Origin of the sequence: Arthrobacter sp. KNU40, assembly GCF_051515115.1 — a bacterium.
Taxonomy (GTDB): Bacteria; Actinomycetota; Actinomycetes; order Actinomycetales; family Micrococcaceae; genus Arthrobacter.
The window spans coordinates 3,420,402-3,433,837 of sequence record NZ_CP195850.1 but is presented as its reverse complement, the minus strand read 5'-3'; the positions used below and the strand labels follow the sequence as shown (position 1 = coordinate 3,433,837).

Annotated in this window: 19 protein-coding genes and 2 pseudogenes; 14 read left to right on the top strand and 7 right to left on the bottom strand. The window is 57.4% G+C overall.

The genetic code is table 11. The features are described from left to right. The first annotated feature begins 65 nt into the window (after positions 1-65). The 14 genes and pseudogenes from rplS (at position 66) to ACSKT0_RS15890 (ending at position 9,497) form a co-directional block, all read left to right on the top strand. Positions 66-425 (top strand): 50S ribosomal protein L19, encoded by a 360-nt coding sequence (gene rplS, locus ACSKT0_RS15955; protein ID WP_234752061.1) that lies wholly within the window; start codon positions 66-68, stop codon positions 423-425. Between the two features lie 78 nt (positions 426-503). Then, positions 504-1,181, top strand: a complete 678-nt coding sequence (gene lepB, locus ACSKT0_RS15950) for a signal peptidase I (protein ID WP_437770670.1) — start codon at positions 504-506, stop codon at positions 1,179-1,181. Next, the gene (gene lepB / locus ACSKT0_RS15945; RefSeq protein ID WP_437770669.1) at positions 1,182-2,129 is read left to right on the top strand and encodes a signal peptidase I; all 948 of its coding nucleotides are present in this window, start codon (positions 1,182-1,184) and stop codon (positions 2,127-2,129) included. It abuts the gene before it with no gap. After that, positions 2,129-2,866, top strand: a complete 738-nt coding sequence (locus ACSKT0_RS15940; protein WP_437770668.1) for a ribonuclease HII — start codon at positions 2,129-2,131, stop codon at positions 2,864-2,866. Before lepB (ACSKT0_RS15945) ends, ACSKT0_RS15940 begins: the two co-directional genes overlap by 1 nt. A 78-nt stretch (positions 2,867-2,944) precedes the next feature. Further along, entirely contained in the window at positions 2,945-3,289 is a 345-nt protein-coding gene (locus ACSKT0_RS15935) for a DUF2469 domain-containing protein (RefSeq protein ID WP_028267525.1), read from the top strand. Between the two features lie 113 nt (positions 3,290-3,402). Next, complete coding sequence (locus ACSKT0_RS15930) at positions 3,403-3,759, top strand: YraN family protein (protein WP_437770667.1); 357 nt, start codon at positions 3,403-3,405, stop codon at positions 3,757-3,759. After that, positions 3,760-4,698: pseudogene (locus ACSKT0_RS15925) on the top strand (YifB family Mg chelatase-like AAA ATPase); the annotation flags it as partial. A gap of 106 nt (positions 4,699-4,804) precedes the next feature. Next, positions 4,805-5,620, top strand: coding sequence for an ETEC_3214 domain-containing protein (locus ACSKT0_RS15920; protein ID WP_437770666.1), 816 nt, complete (start codon positions 4,805-4,807; stop codon positions 5,618-5,620). A gap of 51 nt (positions 5,621-5,671) precedes the next feature. Then, positions 5,672-6,397, top strand: coding sequence for a hypothetical protein (locus tag ACSKT0_RS15915; RefSeq protein WP_437770665.1), 726 nt, complete (start codon positions 5,672-5,674; stop codon positions 6,395-6,397). Positions 6,398-6,444: 47 nt separating this feature from the next. Then, positions 6,445-7,380 carry a toll/interleukin-1 receptor domain-containing protein gene (locus tag ACSKT0_RS15910; protein WP_437770664.1) on the top strand — a complete coding sequence of 312 codons (936 nt, stop codon included), beginning with the start codon at positions 6,445-6,447 and terminating at the stop codon, positions 7,378-7,380. Positions 7,381-7,565: 185 nt separating this feature from the next. Then, entirely contained in the window at positions 7,566-8,303 is a 738-nt protein-coding gene (locus ACSKT0_RS15905) for a DUF349 domain-containing protein (protein ID WP_437770663.1), read from the top strand. A gap of 231 nt (positions 8,304-8,534) precedes the next feature. Next, the gene (locus ACSKT0_RS15900; protein WP_437770662.1) at positions 8,535-8,825 is read left to right on the top strand and encodes a hypothetical protein; all 291 of its coding nucleotides are present in this window, start codon (positions 8,535-8,537) and stop codon (positions 8,823-8,825) included. A gap of 180 nt (positions 8,826-9,005) precedes the next feature. Further along, a pseudogene (locus ACSKT0_RS15895) lies at positions 9,006-9,221 on the top strand (hypothetical protein); the annotation flags it as partial. Positions 9,222-9,359: 138 nt separating this feature from the next. Further along, positions 9,360-9,497, top strand: coding sequence for a hypothetical protein (locus ACSKT0_RS15890; protein WP_437774112.1), 138 nt, complete (start codon positions 9,360-9,362; stop codon positions 9,495-9,497). A 45-nt stretch (positions 9,498-9,542) separates the two neighbouring features. Here ACSKT0_RS15890 and ACSKT0_RS15885 read toward each other — a convergent pair whose 3' ends face one another. From ACSKT0_RS15885 to ACSKT0_RS15855, 7 genes are all read right to left on the bottom strand, one after another. Further along, the gene (locus ACSKT0_RS15885) at positions 9,543-10,223 is read right to left on the bottom strand and encodes a hypothetical protein (RefSeq protein WP_437774048.1); all 681 of its coding nucleotides are present in this window, start codon (positions 10,221-10,223) and stop codon (positions 9,543-9,545) included. A gap of 140 nt (positions 10,224-10,363) precedes the next feature. After that, positions 10,364-10,864 (bottom strand): DUF3846 domain-containing protein, encoded by a 501-nt coding sequence (locus tag ACSKT0_RS15880; protein ID WP_437770661.1) that lies wholly within the window; start codon positions 10,862-10,864, stop codon positions 10,364-10,366. A gap of 55 nt (positions 10,865-10,919) precedes the next feature. Then, the gene (locus ACSKT0_RS15875; RefSeq protein ID WP_437770660.1) at positions 10,920-11,321 is read right to left on the bottom strand and encodes a VRR-NUC domain-containing protein; all 402 of its coding nucleotides are present in this window, start codon (positions 11,319-11,321) and stop codon (positions 10,920-10,922) included. Between the two features lie 329 nt (positions 11,322-11,650). Then, positions 11,651-11,776, bottom strand: coding sequence for a hypothetical protein (locus ACSKT0_RS15870; protein ID WP_437770659.1), 126 nt, complete (start codon positions 11,774-11,776; stop codon positions 11,651-11,653). Positions 11,777-11,856: 80 nt separating this feature from the next. Then, positions 11,857-12,309 (bottom strand): hypothetical protein, encoded by a 453-nt coding sequence (locus ACSKT0_RS15865; protein ID WP_437770658.1) that lies wholly within the window; start codon positions 12,307-12,309, stop codon positions 11,857-11,859. Between the two features lie 191 nt (positions 12,310-12,500). Then, positions 12,501-12,998 (bottom strand): WhiB family transcriptional regulator, encoded by a 498-nt coding sequence (locus tag ACSKT0_RS15860; RefSeq protein ID WP_437770657.1) that lies wholly within the window; start codon positions 12,996-12,998, stop codon positions 12,501-12,503. Further along, positions 12,988-13,305 carry a hypothetical protein gene (locus tag ACSKT0_RS15855; RefSeq protein WP_437770656.1) on the bottom strand — a complete coding sequence of 106 codons (318 nt, stop codon included), beginning with the start codon at positions 13,303-13,305 and terminating at the stop codon, positions 12,988-12,990. Before ACSKT0_RS15855 ends, ACSKT0_RS15860 begins: the two co-directional genes overlap by 11 nt. Positions 13,306-13,436: the final 131 nt, after the last annotated feature.

Here is a 13,436-nt window from a genome sequence, read left to right as displayed (position 1 = left end):
GCGCCCCGGGCTTGCCCGCCGTGACCCAAAGTGGATGACCTGTGGCGTTCACCAGGAGTGGATTAATGCATATCCTCGATAACGTAGATGCAGCTTCGCTGCGTAACGATGTTCCCGAGTTCCGCGCGGGTGACACCATCAAGGTTCACGTGAACATCATCGAAGGCAAGAACTCCCGTGTCCAGGTTTTCCAGGGCTTCGTCCTGGGCCGCCAGGGTGACGGCGTTCGCGAAACCTTCACGGTCCGCAAGGTCTCCTTCGGTGTCGGCGTAGAGCGTACCTTCCCGGTGCACTCCCCGATCATCGACAAGATCGAGGTCGTCACCAAGGGTGACGTCCGCCGCGCCAAGCTCTACTACATGCGCGCACTGCGCGGCAAGGCTGCGAAGATCAAGGAAAAGCGCGACTTCGCCACCGGCAAGTAGGTCTTTCGACCAACAGCGGGTCCTGGATTCGTGTCCGGCCTGCGCCGGAGAAATCCGCAACGCAACAGGAAACGAATCATGGACCACGCAAAACGCCAGCCCCGGAAACAGGGCTGGCGTTTTGTTTTGCTCGCACTTGTCCTGGCCGTGGCTATCAGTGGGCTTGTCCGGTCGTTGTGGCTCGACGTCTACTTCATCCCCTCTGAGTCCATGGAACCGATCCTGGGCACCGGAGACCGCATCCTTGTGTCCCGGACTGATTTCGCCGCAGGACCTATTCGCCGTGGAGACATCGTGGTCTTCGACGGCAGGGGAACCTTTGCTCCGCTGAACAGCGGCAAAGGGCCGTTTGCCGACGCAGTGGCCGCCGCCGGCCACTGGCTGGGCCTGACTGGAAGTGACACGACATACGTCAAACGCGTCATCGGGCTTCCCGGCGACCACGTCGTTTGTTGTGGCACCGATGGCAAACTCACAGTCAACGGTCAGCCGCTTGAGGAACCCTATCTGTATCCCGGCGACACGCCGAGCGAGCAGAGGTTCGACGTCATCGTTCCGAGCGACCGATTGTGGCTCATGGGGGACCACCGTTCACGATCGGCCGATTCGCGCAGCCTTCTGGGTGCACCCGGCGGAGGAATGGTGCCGCTGGAGCGTGTCATCGGGCGTCCGGTCCGGATTATCTGGCCGCTTGATAGATTTGCAGAACTGCCTCGCCCTGCGCAGGCCGGTACAACCTCGAAGAACGGACAATAGATGCCCGAGACAACTCCCGGGAAGCCGGAACGGCACGACGGTGACGCCAGGCCCCTGGACGGACCGTCTGCTCCCGCCACGGAACTTTCAGCGGACGAGGCCGATCCGGCACCGGGGAGCGCGACCGGCTCGACGGCGGTCCAGCCCGCGGAACAGGAGTCTCCGCGCCGCGCTGCACGGCGGAATTCGAGGCTGGAACCGGGCGAAAGCGATCGGTCCGAAACTGCTGCCAAAACCCACGGCAGTCCGTTCCTCGGCTGGCTCAGGGAGATCGGCACCGTGGTGGTCATCGCGATCGTCTTGTCCTTCCTGATCAAGACCTTCCTGTTCCGTGCTTTCTTCATTCCCTCGGAGTCCATGGTCAACACCCTTGACGTCGACGACAGGATCTTCGTCAATCTGCTGGTGCCGCAACCCTTCGCGTTGGAGCGCGGTGACGTCGTGGTCTTCAAGGACGCACAAGGATGGCTGCCGCCCACGCAGAAGGCGACGCCCGGGCCCTTCAAATGGTTCCAGGACGGTCTCGTCTTCGTCGGACTGCTTCCGGACGAGACCAATCAGCACCTCGTCAAGCGCGTGATCGGCCTGCCGGGGGACAGGGTTTCCTGCTGCGACAGCTCAGCGCGGGTCAGCGTCAATGGAACGGTCCTCAACGAGAGCTATATCAATCCTGCCCAAGTTCCCATGGCCAAGTCTTTCGATGTGGTGGTCCCTGCGGGCAAAATTTGGGTTATGGGCGACAACCGTAACAACTCCGCCGACTCCCGTGAACACCAGTCCGTCAATGGTGGTTTTATCGACATCTCCGACGTCGAGGGCAAAGCCACGGTTATTGCCTGGCCGATCAACCGTTGGCAGATCCTTGACAACCACTCCGAGGTCTTCCGCAACGTTCCTTCGCCGTCGCCCCAGAACACGGCTTCACCTACGGCCCCAGCGAGCAAGTGATGGTTCCGGGCGGGACAGGAGCGGAAACTCCGGTTCGGACGCAGCGGAAACCCGCCGCGAGGACCAAGCACGCTCCTGATTTTCCGACCCTGGAGGTCGAACGGGGGTTCCTGTCTCCGGGGGTCACGCTTCTGGCCGGTGTCGACGAAGTGGGCCGCGGAGCCCTCGCCGGACCGGTGTCGGTGGGGATCGCCGTTGTCGATCTCCGTGACCACGGCCTGCTCGCCGATGTCCGCGACAGCAAGCTTCTCAAGCCCGAGGACCGCGAGCGGTTGGAACCGCTGGTACGCGAATGGGCGGTTGGCTCCGCAGTGGGCCACGCAAGTTCAGCGGAGATCGATGCGCTGGGCATTGTGGGGGCCCTGCGCCTTGCCGGAACACGCGCCTGGTTCGAGATTCTCGCCTCGGGCGTGCATCCGGACCTCGTCTTGCTGGATGGGAGCCACAACTGGCTCTCGCCCCAGACCCAGGGTTCCTTGTTCGACGTCGAGCCATCTGGTCCTGCTTGTGAGGCGCCGGTGCACACCCGGGTGAAGGCGGACATGAGCTGCCTCAGCGTGGCGGCCGCCAGCGTGCTGGCCAAGGTTGCCAGGGATCGCATCATGATTGAGCTGCACGAGGAATATCCAGCTTTCGGCTGGAACGAGAACAAGGGATACGCGACCTCTTTCCACCGCGATGCCATCAGGTCGTTGGGTCCCACGCCGTACCACCGGACCAGCTGGAACCTGGTCTAGCCTCTGCTTTTCCTTGACTTGGCTGCCGTCCGCCCAGCCGTGGCGGCGTGCGCGGCCTCTATGGTGCAAGATGGATCTATGAGTGCCGAGGATCTTGAGAACTACGAAACCGACATGGAGCTCCAGCTCTACCGCGAATACCGCGACGTCGTTGGTTTGTTCAGCTACGTTGTCGAGACCGAACGCCGGTTCTATCTTGCAAACCACGTTGACCTGCAGGCGCGCAGTGCCGACGGCGAGGTCTATTTCGACCTCACCCTCCAGGATGCCTGGGTTTGGGACGTCTACCGTTCGGCGCGTTTCGTGAAGAATGTCCGGGTCATTACCTTCAAGGACGTCAACGTCGAAGAACTGCCTCGTAACGAGGAACTTTCCCTGCCCAAGGACGGCGACCTAGGCGATCTGGGCAACCTGGGCAACTAGGAAAGCCCGCCAACTTCTCCTCCACACCGTCTGGCTGACGGAGTTTCCCACATAGCCAAACTGCCCCCTGTCTTCGGATTCTCCGCTCCTCCAGGCTGGAAGCGGAGGTGGTCATGAAAGCCAAAGACTTGCTGGGCCGGCACGGTGAAACGTTGGCCGTAGCCTTCCTTGAAACGCAGGGAATGCGGATTGTGGACCGCAATTGGAGATGTTCCGAGGGCGAGATCGACATCGTTGCGCTCGACGGCGACACCTTGGTGATTGCCGAGGTCAAGACCCGGAAGAACCTGGCCTACGGGCACCCATTCGAAGCGGTCGGCGCCGCGAAACTTGCCCGGCTCCATCGGCTGGCCCTTTCCTGGTGCCGCGATCACGAGCTTCGCGCGCTGCGCCGCCGGGTGGACGTGGTGGGAATCATCGACGACGGGGTGGGGGAGCCGCAGCTCGAACACCTCAGGGGTGTGGGCTAGATGGGAGTCGGCCGGAGCTACTCGGTGGCGCTGTTGGGCCTGAACGGCTACATCGTGGAGGTCGAGGCGGATATCGGCCAAACCCTCCCAAGTTTCGTGATCCTTGGGCTGCCGGATGCTTCCCTGAACGAAGCCAAGGAGCGCATCCGCTCCGCCGCACAGAATTCCGGCATCCCGCTGAGTCGTCGGAAGATCACCGCAAACCTGATTCCGGCCTCGCTGCCGAAGCGTGGCTCGGGTTTCGACCTCGCGATCACCATGGCTGTGTTGCGCGCTGCTGGTGATATCCGTTCCACCGAAGGCACGGTCTTCATCTCCGAGTTGGGACTGGATGGCCGGTTGAGGCCGGTGCGCGGCATCTTGCCGGCGGTCATGGCGGCTGTTCAGGCAGGCCACCCCGAGATTGTTGTGGCCCAGGCCAACGTCGCCGAGGCAGAGTTGGTTCCCGGGGCGGTGGTTCGTGGCTACAAGACCCTGGCCCGACTTGCGTTTGATTTCGGGGCCGATCCGCAGGACCTGGCCCTGGATTATGACCCGGCCGACGGTGACGTTCCGGGGGATCAGGACGTCGGAGCCGCGGTTGTTCCGGATCTTTGTGATGTCTCGGGGCAGGGGGATGCCCGGCGCGCCTTGGAGGTTGCGGCGGCCGGGGCGCATCATGTGCTGCTTTGCGGTCCGCCCGGTGCGGGCAAGACGATGCTTGCCGAGCGGCTCCCGGGGCTCTTGCCGGATTTAGGGGACCGGGAAGCCATGGAGGTCACCGCGATCCATTCGCTTTCGGCTGTCCATGTCGACTCGGTACAGCTCTTGCGCCGGCCGCCTTTTGAGAATCCCCATCACAGCGCGACCGCCGCGGCAATCATCGGCGGTGGATCCGGCCTGCCGCGGCCCGGGGCGGCATCACGGGCGCACCGTGGCGTTTTGTTCCTGGACGAGGCGTCAAATCTAGGGCATACCACGCCGGATCGTCAACGAAACTACCCTGGTAGGTCCAGTTCGGAGCGCCGTTTCAGGTAATCAGCCGATGGCCACGGATCATTGCAGAGTGGACTTTGTCGAAACCTTGAAGCTGGTCGGTGCCGTATTGGCTGCCCTGATTGCGTCGCGCACCATTGGGTCTGGATTTAGGACCTGGTACCGCAAGGGCTGGGGGAGTCGCCGCGTGTGGCGGAGGAAACTGAATCTTCTGGCCAACGGGGCCACAGCGGCTTACATGGAGAACCTACTTGGGACACCGATCTTCATAAATGAGCCGCCCGAAAGCATGTGGCTAGACGAAGAAGAGGAGTGGGTTGACCGCATCTTCTCAACACCTCATGCCTGGGTAGTGACGCGGAGCATAGGCGAACGGGTTGAGGGCTGGTCAGTCACGATCACAGATCCATACTTTTGGTGGGATATCGAGGATATGACCTTCAAACAGGTCAGGGGAAGGCTCGGTCGCTCGGTGTTCAGCGAACTCCTAGATCGGCGGTCTGGTCAATATGAGTCAAGTGGCGCTCGGTCTTTTGTTTACGCGGAGTCGGTGCGATTCGGCAATCCGGCGGGATATCAGACGTTCATCTTCATGCATAACCAAGAGGGAGTCGGGACGTTCAAACATAGTGGCAGGGCCGATGTACGCGTAGGGGACTTTCAACGCCCCGGCGATCCTCCTGAATTCTCCGTTCCAGCTGCGGAGACCACCCGGGCTGAGACGGTCGCGAACACCGTCATCGTAACCACACACAAGCTTGATTTCACCAAGAAGACCTGGCAGTTGTGGCCTATCGCAGCGTCTGATCAAACGCGCCTGCTGCATAGATTTCAAAGGAAAAGCGGATGGCGGAAGAAGCGGGCTGTTGGAGGCAGCGATGGGTAGTAATGACCTCGGACCCCTATGATGGCGACGGAAGCTTGTTAGAGTCCAGAAATGACGAATGAGTACTTCCCAGAAGCGATCAAGCTGACCGAGGTATGCCGCTCGATTTTTGGTGACGAATCCCGGTGGATAACCGCCGACGGATATCCGAAGAGCCTGGCCCTCTCCATGATCGATTCCATCTACTCCACGGGGTCCAAGTACAAAGCGGTAACCAACGTAGTGAACGAATATCGGGCGTATAGAAAGGCTCGTGGCGGCGATGCCGACCGAGACGGCACTAGAGAACTGCTCGAGACGTTCAAGGATGCTGGCGGTAGTGCAGAGTGGGCTGAGCTAGTCAATAACCGGAAACCGGCTCACACGAAGAAAAATGCTCCGCTGAAGGCTGAAGTCATTCGGCGTGCTGCCGAGCTGCTGCAACATAAGGACCTTGGCGTGACTACGCAAGACGAACTGCGTGCAGCCTACTCTGGTAAAGAGACCCGAAAGAAGCTGAAGGATGCCTGGCTGGGGCTGCCCAGCCAAAGGTCGGGGGTGACTTACAACTACCTGCTTATCCTCGCCGGCTTCCAGTCTGTGAAGCCCGACCGGATGGTTATCCGCTTCGTCGCCAAGCTTGCGGGACTCGACGCAAAAAAGTTGACGCCCATGGAGACTGCCGACCTAATAATGCAGGTCGCAGAGCTCTATCCGACACAGCCCAGAAGGCTCGATCACGTGATCTGGCGACACGTTTCAGGCAGAGAGATCTTCCGAGCGGAAGAGTTGAGCTGAAAGCCCATAGTCTTACCTAGATAGTCAGCATCGACACGGGGAGCATCTTGAAGGTCTTTATTAGCTGGTCCGGTCCCGAGAGCAAGGCTGTGGCGCTGCTGCTCAAGCCATGGCTGAAAATGATCCTTCAAGCCACTGAGCCGTGGATGAGCGATCTCGACATTGACCCAGGCTCTCGATGGTCGCAGGACATAGCCAGCGAACTGAAGAAGTCTGATATCGGAATCATCTGTGTCACTCCTGAGAATCAGAATGCTGCCTGGATTCAGTTTGAAGCTGGTGCGCTGTCGATTGCCTTGAACGACATCGATAGAAAGGTGATTCCACTTCTCATCGGCTTCAATGACAGAAACGAGTTGCAGAGCAGCCCGCTCGATGTTTTTAACAACGTTCTCTTCAACGACGAAGGCATGCGGAAACTGGTTTCATCGATAAATTCCCAGTTGCCAAACAAGTTGGATGATTCTGGTCTTCGCACGCTCTTCGACAGTTTTTGGCCCCAACTCAAGGCCAAGGTTGACAAGCTCAGAGAGGAAGGAGCCCTCACGGCCGCCAAGCCTCTCACCCAACCACAAATGGTCGCTGAAATCCTGGACACAGTTAGGGACATCCAGCGACAGTCCAGGTCGCGGAGCACTTCTGGATTGAGGGTGGGAACGTTCGGACGTACCGTTGAGGATTCCATACGAGCGATGCGATCTCCGCAGGATGACCACATGCGCAACGAACTGACCAGTCACCTACTTAGAGACGTCAGTCGACTACTCCATGAGTTTGGCATCGATGGGACAGTTGTGCTCGATGTCGGTCATCTGAAGGTAATAACTACGACGCCGCTGACTGGTGAGCAAACCAATGACGTACAGGAAACGGCTCTGAACTACTTGAGCATCGTGAATGCGACGAGCATCGAGGTAGACCCGTACGCCGTCGATACGTCACTAAAGGACAGCGAGCCGCCGGTTGATAGCTTGCATGGCTGACTCTGATCCGAAGTGAGCCGCGGGGCTAGTTACGCTCAACGTCGTACTCCCCAGCTTGGAGGGTAGTTAACATGCGGAAACCCTCCTGAAAAAGGGGGTAGCCCGTCGCCTTCTTGTCACCCTCCGTTCTCGCTAAACTTCCTTCACTGGGAGGGAGCGGTCATGAGCGAGAGGGGAATTGCGAAGTGACAACTCAGGAAGAAGAGGGAGCTACCTACATCAAGAACAAGCTCATACAGGAGGCTCAGTCGATTGCTTTCAGCGGCGATCTTCGTACCGGACATGACCGAATACAGAGCCTTCGCGAGCAGTGGAAACAGGCGGGGCGCGTTGGTAGAGATGCTGACGGTAACGACCACGAGGCGGTCCTCTGGCAGCGCTTCAAGAGCGCTTGCGATGACTTCTACAAGAGGCGCAGTGATGCGCGAGACAGCGCCATCGCCGAAAAGAAGCACCTGGTCTACGAGATGCAGAAGCTCTCAGGGCGAGTGTTAGACAAGAGTGCGGGTGAAGCAGCAAATGCTCTCATGGCTCGCTGGAAGGCCGCTGCGCGCGGTCCAAAAGCCAATGAAGAGCAACTTTGGTATGAGTTCAGCAAAGCGAAGAAGCAAGTTGACGACGAACTGCGCCGCTTGAGGGAAGCCAATCAGCAGAACTACGCTGATCAGCTCCGAGAGAGAATCTCAAAAGCGGAGAGTGCGCGGTCCAATTATCAGTCGAGAATATACGAAGAGAATTTGAATTGGCAGTACTCGGACTTCAAGGAGCCGTCGTATAACCACCCGCACTACTCAGACATCATGACCAGGCGTCGCGAGCGCGAGAGGCGACACTACGATAAGGTCTCCGGTTGGCAAGACAAGGTTGACAGTATCAGCGCGAGTATCAGTGATCTTGAACGTAGGCTCCGCGGTATTAGGTAGCCCTGGCGATGACTGATAAGACGGTTTGATCTTGCACGAGAAGGGGAACGCCACTTTCGGCAGTTGATTTCTTCACATAAGCGGTCAGATCAAAGTTATTCATTTACGCCATTATTATATCAATTATCCCATTGACAATAAATAGCATTCCCTCATAATACGGCGCAGAAGTGATTGCAAAAGGCGATTACTAGCACCGAGCCCCGAGGGGGTGAATAAAAGATGGGATACGTGTCAAAGCGCACAAGTGATGTCAGCGGTCAGATTGTTGAGGACGACAAAGTTATTACCGTGGTTGTTCGCAGCCTCGGAAAGCTGTTCGACGCAACGGCTGAAGAGCTGGCACCACTCAAGCGAGTCACCAACGTGGTTGAGCTGGAGCTTCGTCACCCTGACGGAAACTCGGAAGAGATCATCGTCAACAAGGCGGACTTCGAGAAGATAGCAACGCCGGAACTCCTGGCGAACGCTGATTCGATCAGGGGTCGTCGCAATGGTTGGAAGCCGTCGAACGGCGAATAACGTGGAGTTGATCCACCATCTAAAGCGACCCGTCATCCAGATTCGAGTTTTACTCTCTGGATGACGGGTCTTTTAAATTGTGCCTAATGATGCTTAAATACGGACATGAAAATAACCCTGCGGCAACAGGGTCATTGTCTCTAGATTATAGAGCATGATCTCCGAGCAGGAAAGGAGATTATGCCGACAATCAAAATAGGAAATACCATGGTTCAGTTTGATGAGCTTGACGGGGAGCGGGTGTTAGGCCGACCTTGGCACCTTGGTGATACTGGCTATGCGAGATGCTATTCGGGAACGCCTGGAGGTGCGCCACGTAAAATGCATCGGCTCATCATGGAGCGAGCCTTGGGGCGACCTCTGGCTGCTGGTGAGTACGTTGATCATGTTAACGGGGACAAGCTGGATAACACGCGCGCTAACCTCCGGATAGCCACAAAAGGACAGAACAGTATGAACCGTCCGGTGCAGCGTGGAGCTAGGTCTAGATATAAGGGCGTCGCCCATTCTGGCGATAAACGAATGAAATGCTGGATGTCTTATGTCAATGTGGATGGGAAGCGGTACTACCTCGGGCGCTATTACACTGAGGAAGAGGCCGCCTGGATGTACGACCAATGGGCAGCGGTTCTTCATGGAGACTTCGCCTTTCTAAACTTCGAGTACCAATGAAAGTAGCCTCAGTCTTTTGAACTGAGGCTCTTCCACGATCTGCGGTCATGCTGCGGCGAGCTCTTGCTGCTGCTCCGCTGGCTCGTCGGGTTCAGGTTCTTCCAGCCCAGCCTTGATGATGCGATCAGCGACGACAAATACCTGTTTGGTCGATTTGTCGTCGGGCTTTTCGCCTTGCAGCCAAGATTGCAGATAATTCCTACTCTCGGCTGCATTAAACTGGTCGGCCGATCCTAACTCGTTGAGCACGAGGTACGCGGTGGATTCTGCTTGGAACTCGTACAGGCCACGGTGGGTCCGATACTCCTGCAACCCTTCATCCGACGTGTGACCGTGGGTGATATGTCCCCACTCGTGAATCGTCGTCTTAAACGGGTACGCGGCGACGGGGTTCAGAGCATAGTTGAAGCCTTGGGACCAACCCTGCACGTTCCCGTCGATTGAACTGAACGGCACTTGCGTTATCCCCAGCTTCTGCATTGCCCGTTCCTTGCTCCAGTGAGGCGGCTCGTACGCCGGCAGATCGTCACCTTCAGTCTCAGAGACGCCGAAGATGGACGGCACCAGTTTGAAACCGGAGAGTCGTTTCTCTTCCTCGCCTTTCTCTGTCAGCTCCTTCCGGAACATGGGGACGTAGATGACCTTGGCCTTGCTGCCCTTCTTGACTTGCCTATTTAGCGCGGCCCAACCCTTGTAGGTGTTCACTGGCTCCCTAAGACCCTGCATCATCAGTAGTGCCTGGTTGCCCAGTGAGAACCTCCTGAAGCGGTTGTAGGTGCTCCCAGCTTGTCCAGGCAGCTCTAGTGCCGTCCTGAGCAATTCTGACCAGTGAGGGGGCGTTGTAAGCCGTTCGCCAGTCATCGGAATCAGTCTCCAGCCGCGACGACGCGGACTCGTTGAACGGCGGACCAAGACTCAGCCTTGCCGAGCGCGTAGTTGATCGCTACAAAGTAGTCCTCGAAGCGCATCCTGTTGCCGTTGAACTTGTTGGCATCGTCGTAGGTTTGGAACTCAGCCTTGTAAGACTTCGTTTCAAACAGGAGCTTAATCACGTTGGCCGGCGCGTCGGTGGTGTTTCCGTCTTTGTCGGGGTGGCCGACAATCAGGACGTCACCGACGATCACGTCATGGTGGCGGATGCTCGGAAAGAGCAACCAAAACAGCAGAGTTGCCCGGCGGTTGATGGGCTTCCGTTCCAGCTTGCCCTCTTCGTGGACTACCAGTGAGGCGACAAGCGGCCCAAGATCAAGGATCTCGATGTAGCCGCCGACTGCTGCCTGCATACCTGCCAGGTCTTCAATCGTCACCTTGTAGAGTGGCCGATCTTCGTCTTGGGGGATTTGGATTGCGTGAAACACTTCAATCACTGCCTAAATCGTGGAATGTACTTGAAGCCGATTGGCTCCAAGATTCAGCCCGCGATCAGAACTGGACTTGATGGACTTGTTTTAGGAAGGTGCTGACGTATTCGATGGCTTCAGCCGCGCCGTGTGCCACTACGGAATCGATGTGGGGTGTCCCCAGACCGTTGAGTGCTGCGATCCAGGCGCGTTGGTCTGGAGAGACTGTGCCGCCACGCTGACGCTTCATCTCGATGCCCAGGAGCCGGCCTCGGTTGTCCGATGCCTGGCTGGGGGAGATGAGCACGATTAGGTCAGGGAAGCCGGCGTGTAGACCCATGGCCTTGTTCTTGGTCTTCTGCTTCCAGCTGGTGGTGTAGGTCGAGTTCGGAACGGCGGTATGCCGTAGACCCTGAAGGTCAAGCCACTGGACGAAAGCTATTTGTTCGGCGTCCTCTAAAGGAACCGCTACTTGGTTGTTCATTCACGTGTGGGCTCCTTTACCCAGTTCCATCTACGACCACAAACAGGAACGAAAAGAGTCATGGACAGGACTAAGTGCACCAAAGTTGAGAGTGTATCCGTGTTCTCTGGTGCATCCACATTTGGTTCAAGGAGAATTTCCTTGCACTTTTTGAATTGAGTGGAATGTGCGAAGTAGGCGATGCGAGATCGTCTACCCATCACGCTCTACAGCTCCTGACGTCTCTCAACTGGCACGAATGATTTGTAAGGCGAGATGGAGCACTGCCAAGTGGTTGCCGTCGGTTGGGTGGAGCAACGGACGCGGTCATTAGGGCAACCAGGGGAGTGCTAGAGCTTCACCAGGACGCTTGCAGCGTACAGGCTGGCTAGTTCCACTCTGAGCTTGTTGTACTCGACGCGGCGGCCTATTAGGGCTTGCTGCCGTAGGTCTTCGAGCACTTGCTCTGAATCCAATTTTTCAAAGTTCAGTGTAATGTCGGTGAGTTTGCTAATAGCGAGTTCTCCTGCCCCAGATTTTGATTCATTGGGACTTTTTAGTCAATGGTCTTCTCGGGCCATAGGTCACTGCCGTGGCCGTGAATGTCGGCTTCAGTGAATGAGGGAGGTGCATTCTCGTCATTCGGTGTTTCAGTTGGCGGTTGGAGTTCGAGCGACTTTAGCTCGTTGACGATGTATCCGGCTGTCGCAGCGGCCGTCTGTATTGGGTCAAGATGCGGTGAACCGGCCAAAATCGCACACTTGCACAGATCCATCCGAGCTTCCCTTACCAGCTGGTCTATGAATTCGACGTTAGGTTCTAGCGTTACCAGCTTGTGTGGCTCATTCACAGAGATCATGAGTCTCTGGCACTCGATTGTGTACCCGAGCCCAATTGCTTTGGACAGCAAGGCCAAAGCCGCTGCATTCCGCTCGCCTTCATCGGAGTTATCGCCGCTCAAATTATCGACAATGGGCTCGCCGTCACCCCTATAGCTTCGTGATTTCATTCTTCTTCCCTCCTTATCTCTTCATTCACTTGTATTAGTTGAGCTACCAGCTCGTTGTATTCCGTTGTCGCCGCACATAGCCTGGTTGCGGCCTCTCCGATGCGCTGGGCGATCTCCTGGCGCTTCCAGAGCCTCTCTTGGAGTGGCTGCGGCTGTGCGGGGATATCGATGTAGTCGTGAAGCATCGATGTTTACCCGCGGCCAACGTCCCCGAGGATCTGGCTGTGTATCAGCGCGATCTCGCCGATGGCTTGGTTGAGTGTTTGGTACTTGCCCTGCTTCACATCCAGGAAGATGCCGTAGACCTGCTCACCAAAGGACAGGGAACGTTTCTCGCGGTATTCCTCAGCTACTTCACTTGCCGGCGACGGCTGGTAGTAGTTCGGCATCTCGGGTCGCGAATACTTTGGTGGTGTTGGCCTGGTGCCTTTGTCGTAGGCGTCCCACTCCTTAGCTGCCCTGATGGAGCTGGCTGTCATGCCGCCGACCACGCCGCGATCTGGATAGGTGCGCTTGAGCGCTGCTTCTAAACACTGAGGCTGGACGACACAGCGGGCACATATGGCCTTCGCGGTCTTTGCTAGGAACGGTTCTAGGTGTGCGTTGGCGCCGAAGTACTTCTCAGCGACACCCGGGGCGAGGTCTGTGCAAGCGCCGCCCGTGAGATCAGGAAGGCGCTCAAGACTCATCACCGGCCTCAACAGCAGCAGCGTGATTGACTGCTTTAGGCTTCACGTACTTGTGCCACTTTTGGTGGAGTGGAATCACGGTTCTTAGGACTTCATCTTTCCCAAACCAGTAGACGACGTTCTTGTAGATCACGAAGTTGCTTCTGTGGGTCATTGCTTGTCTGTCCATGAACCGGGCGAAGCTTCCCCTGAGCTCTTTACGTCGAATTCCTTTGGCCAGTGCTTCTCGAAAGACCCCAGATACATCCGAGACGCCGAGTCGTTTGCGTGCTCTTAGGTCTGCGTGGGCGGTTGTCTGTGTGGTCATGCTGCCGTCCCCCCATCCTTGCCGTGGAGGACGAACAGCCACCGACCTCCCTTTAGATGGACGCTCTCAATGCGCCATCCGTCGTCGCGTAGGTTCTTGAGTCTTGCGCTGTATCGAAGGCAGATGTGTGA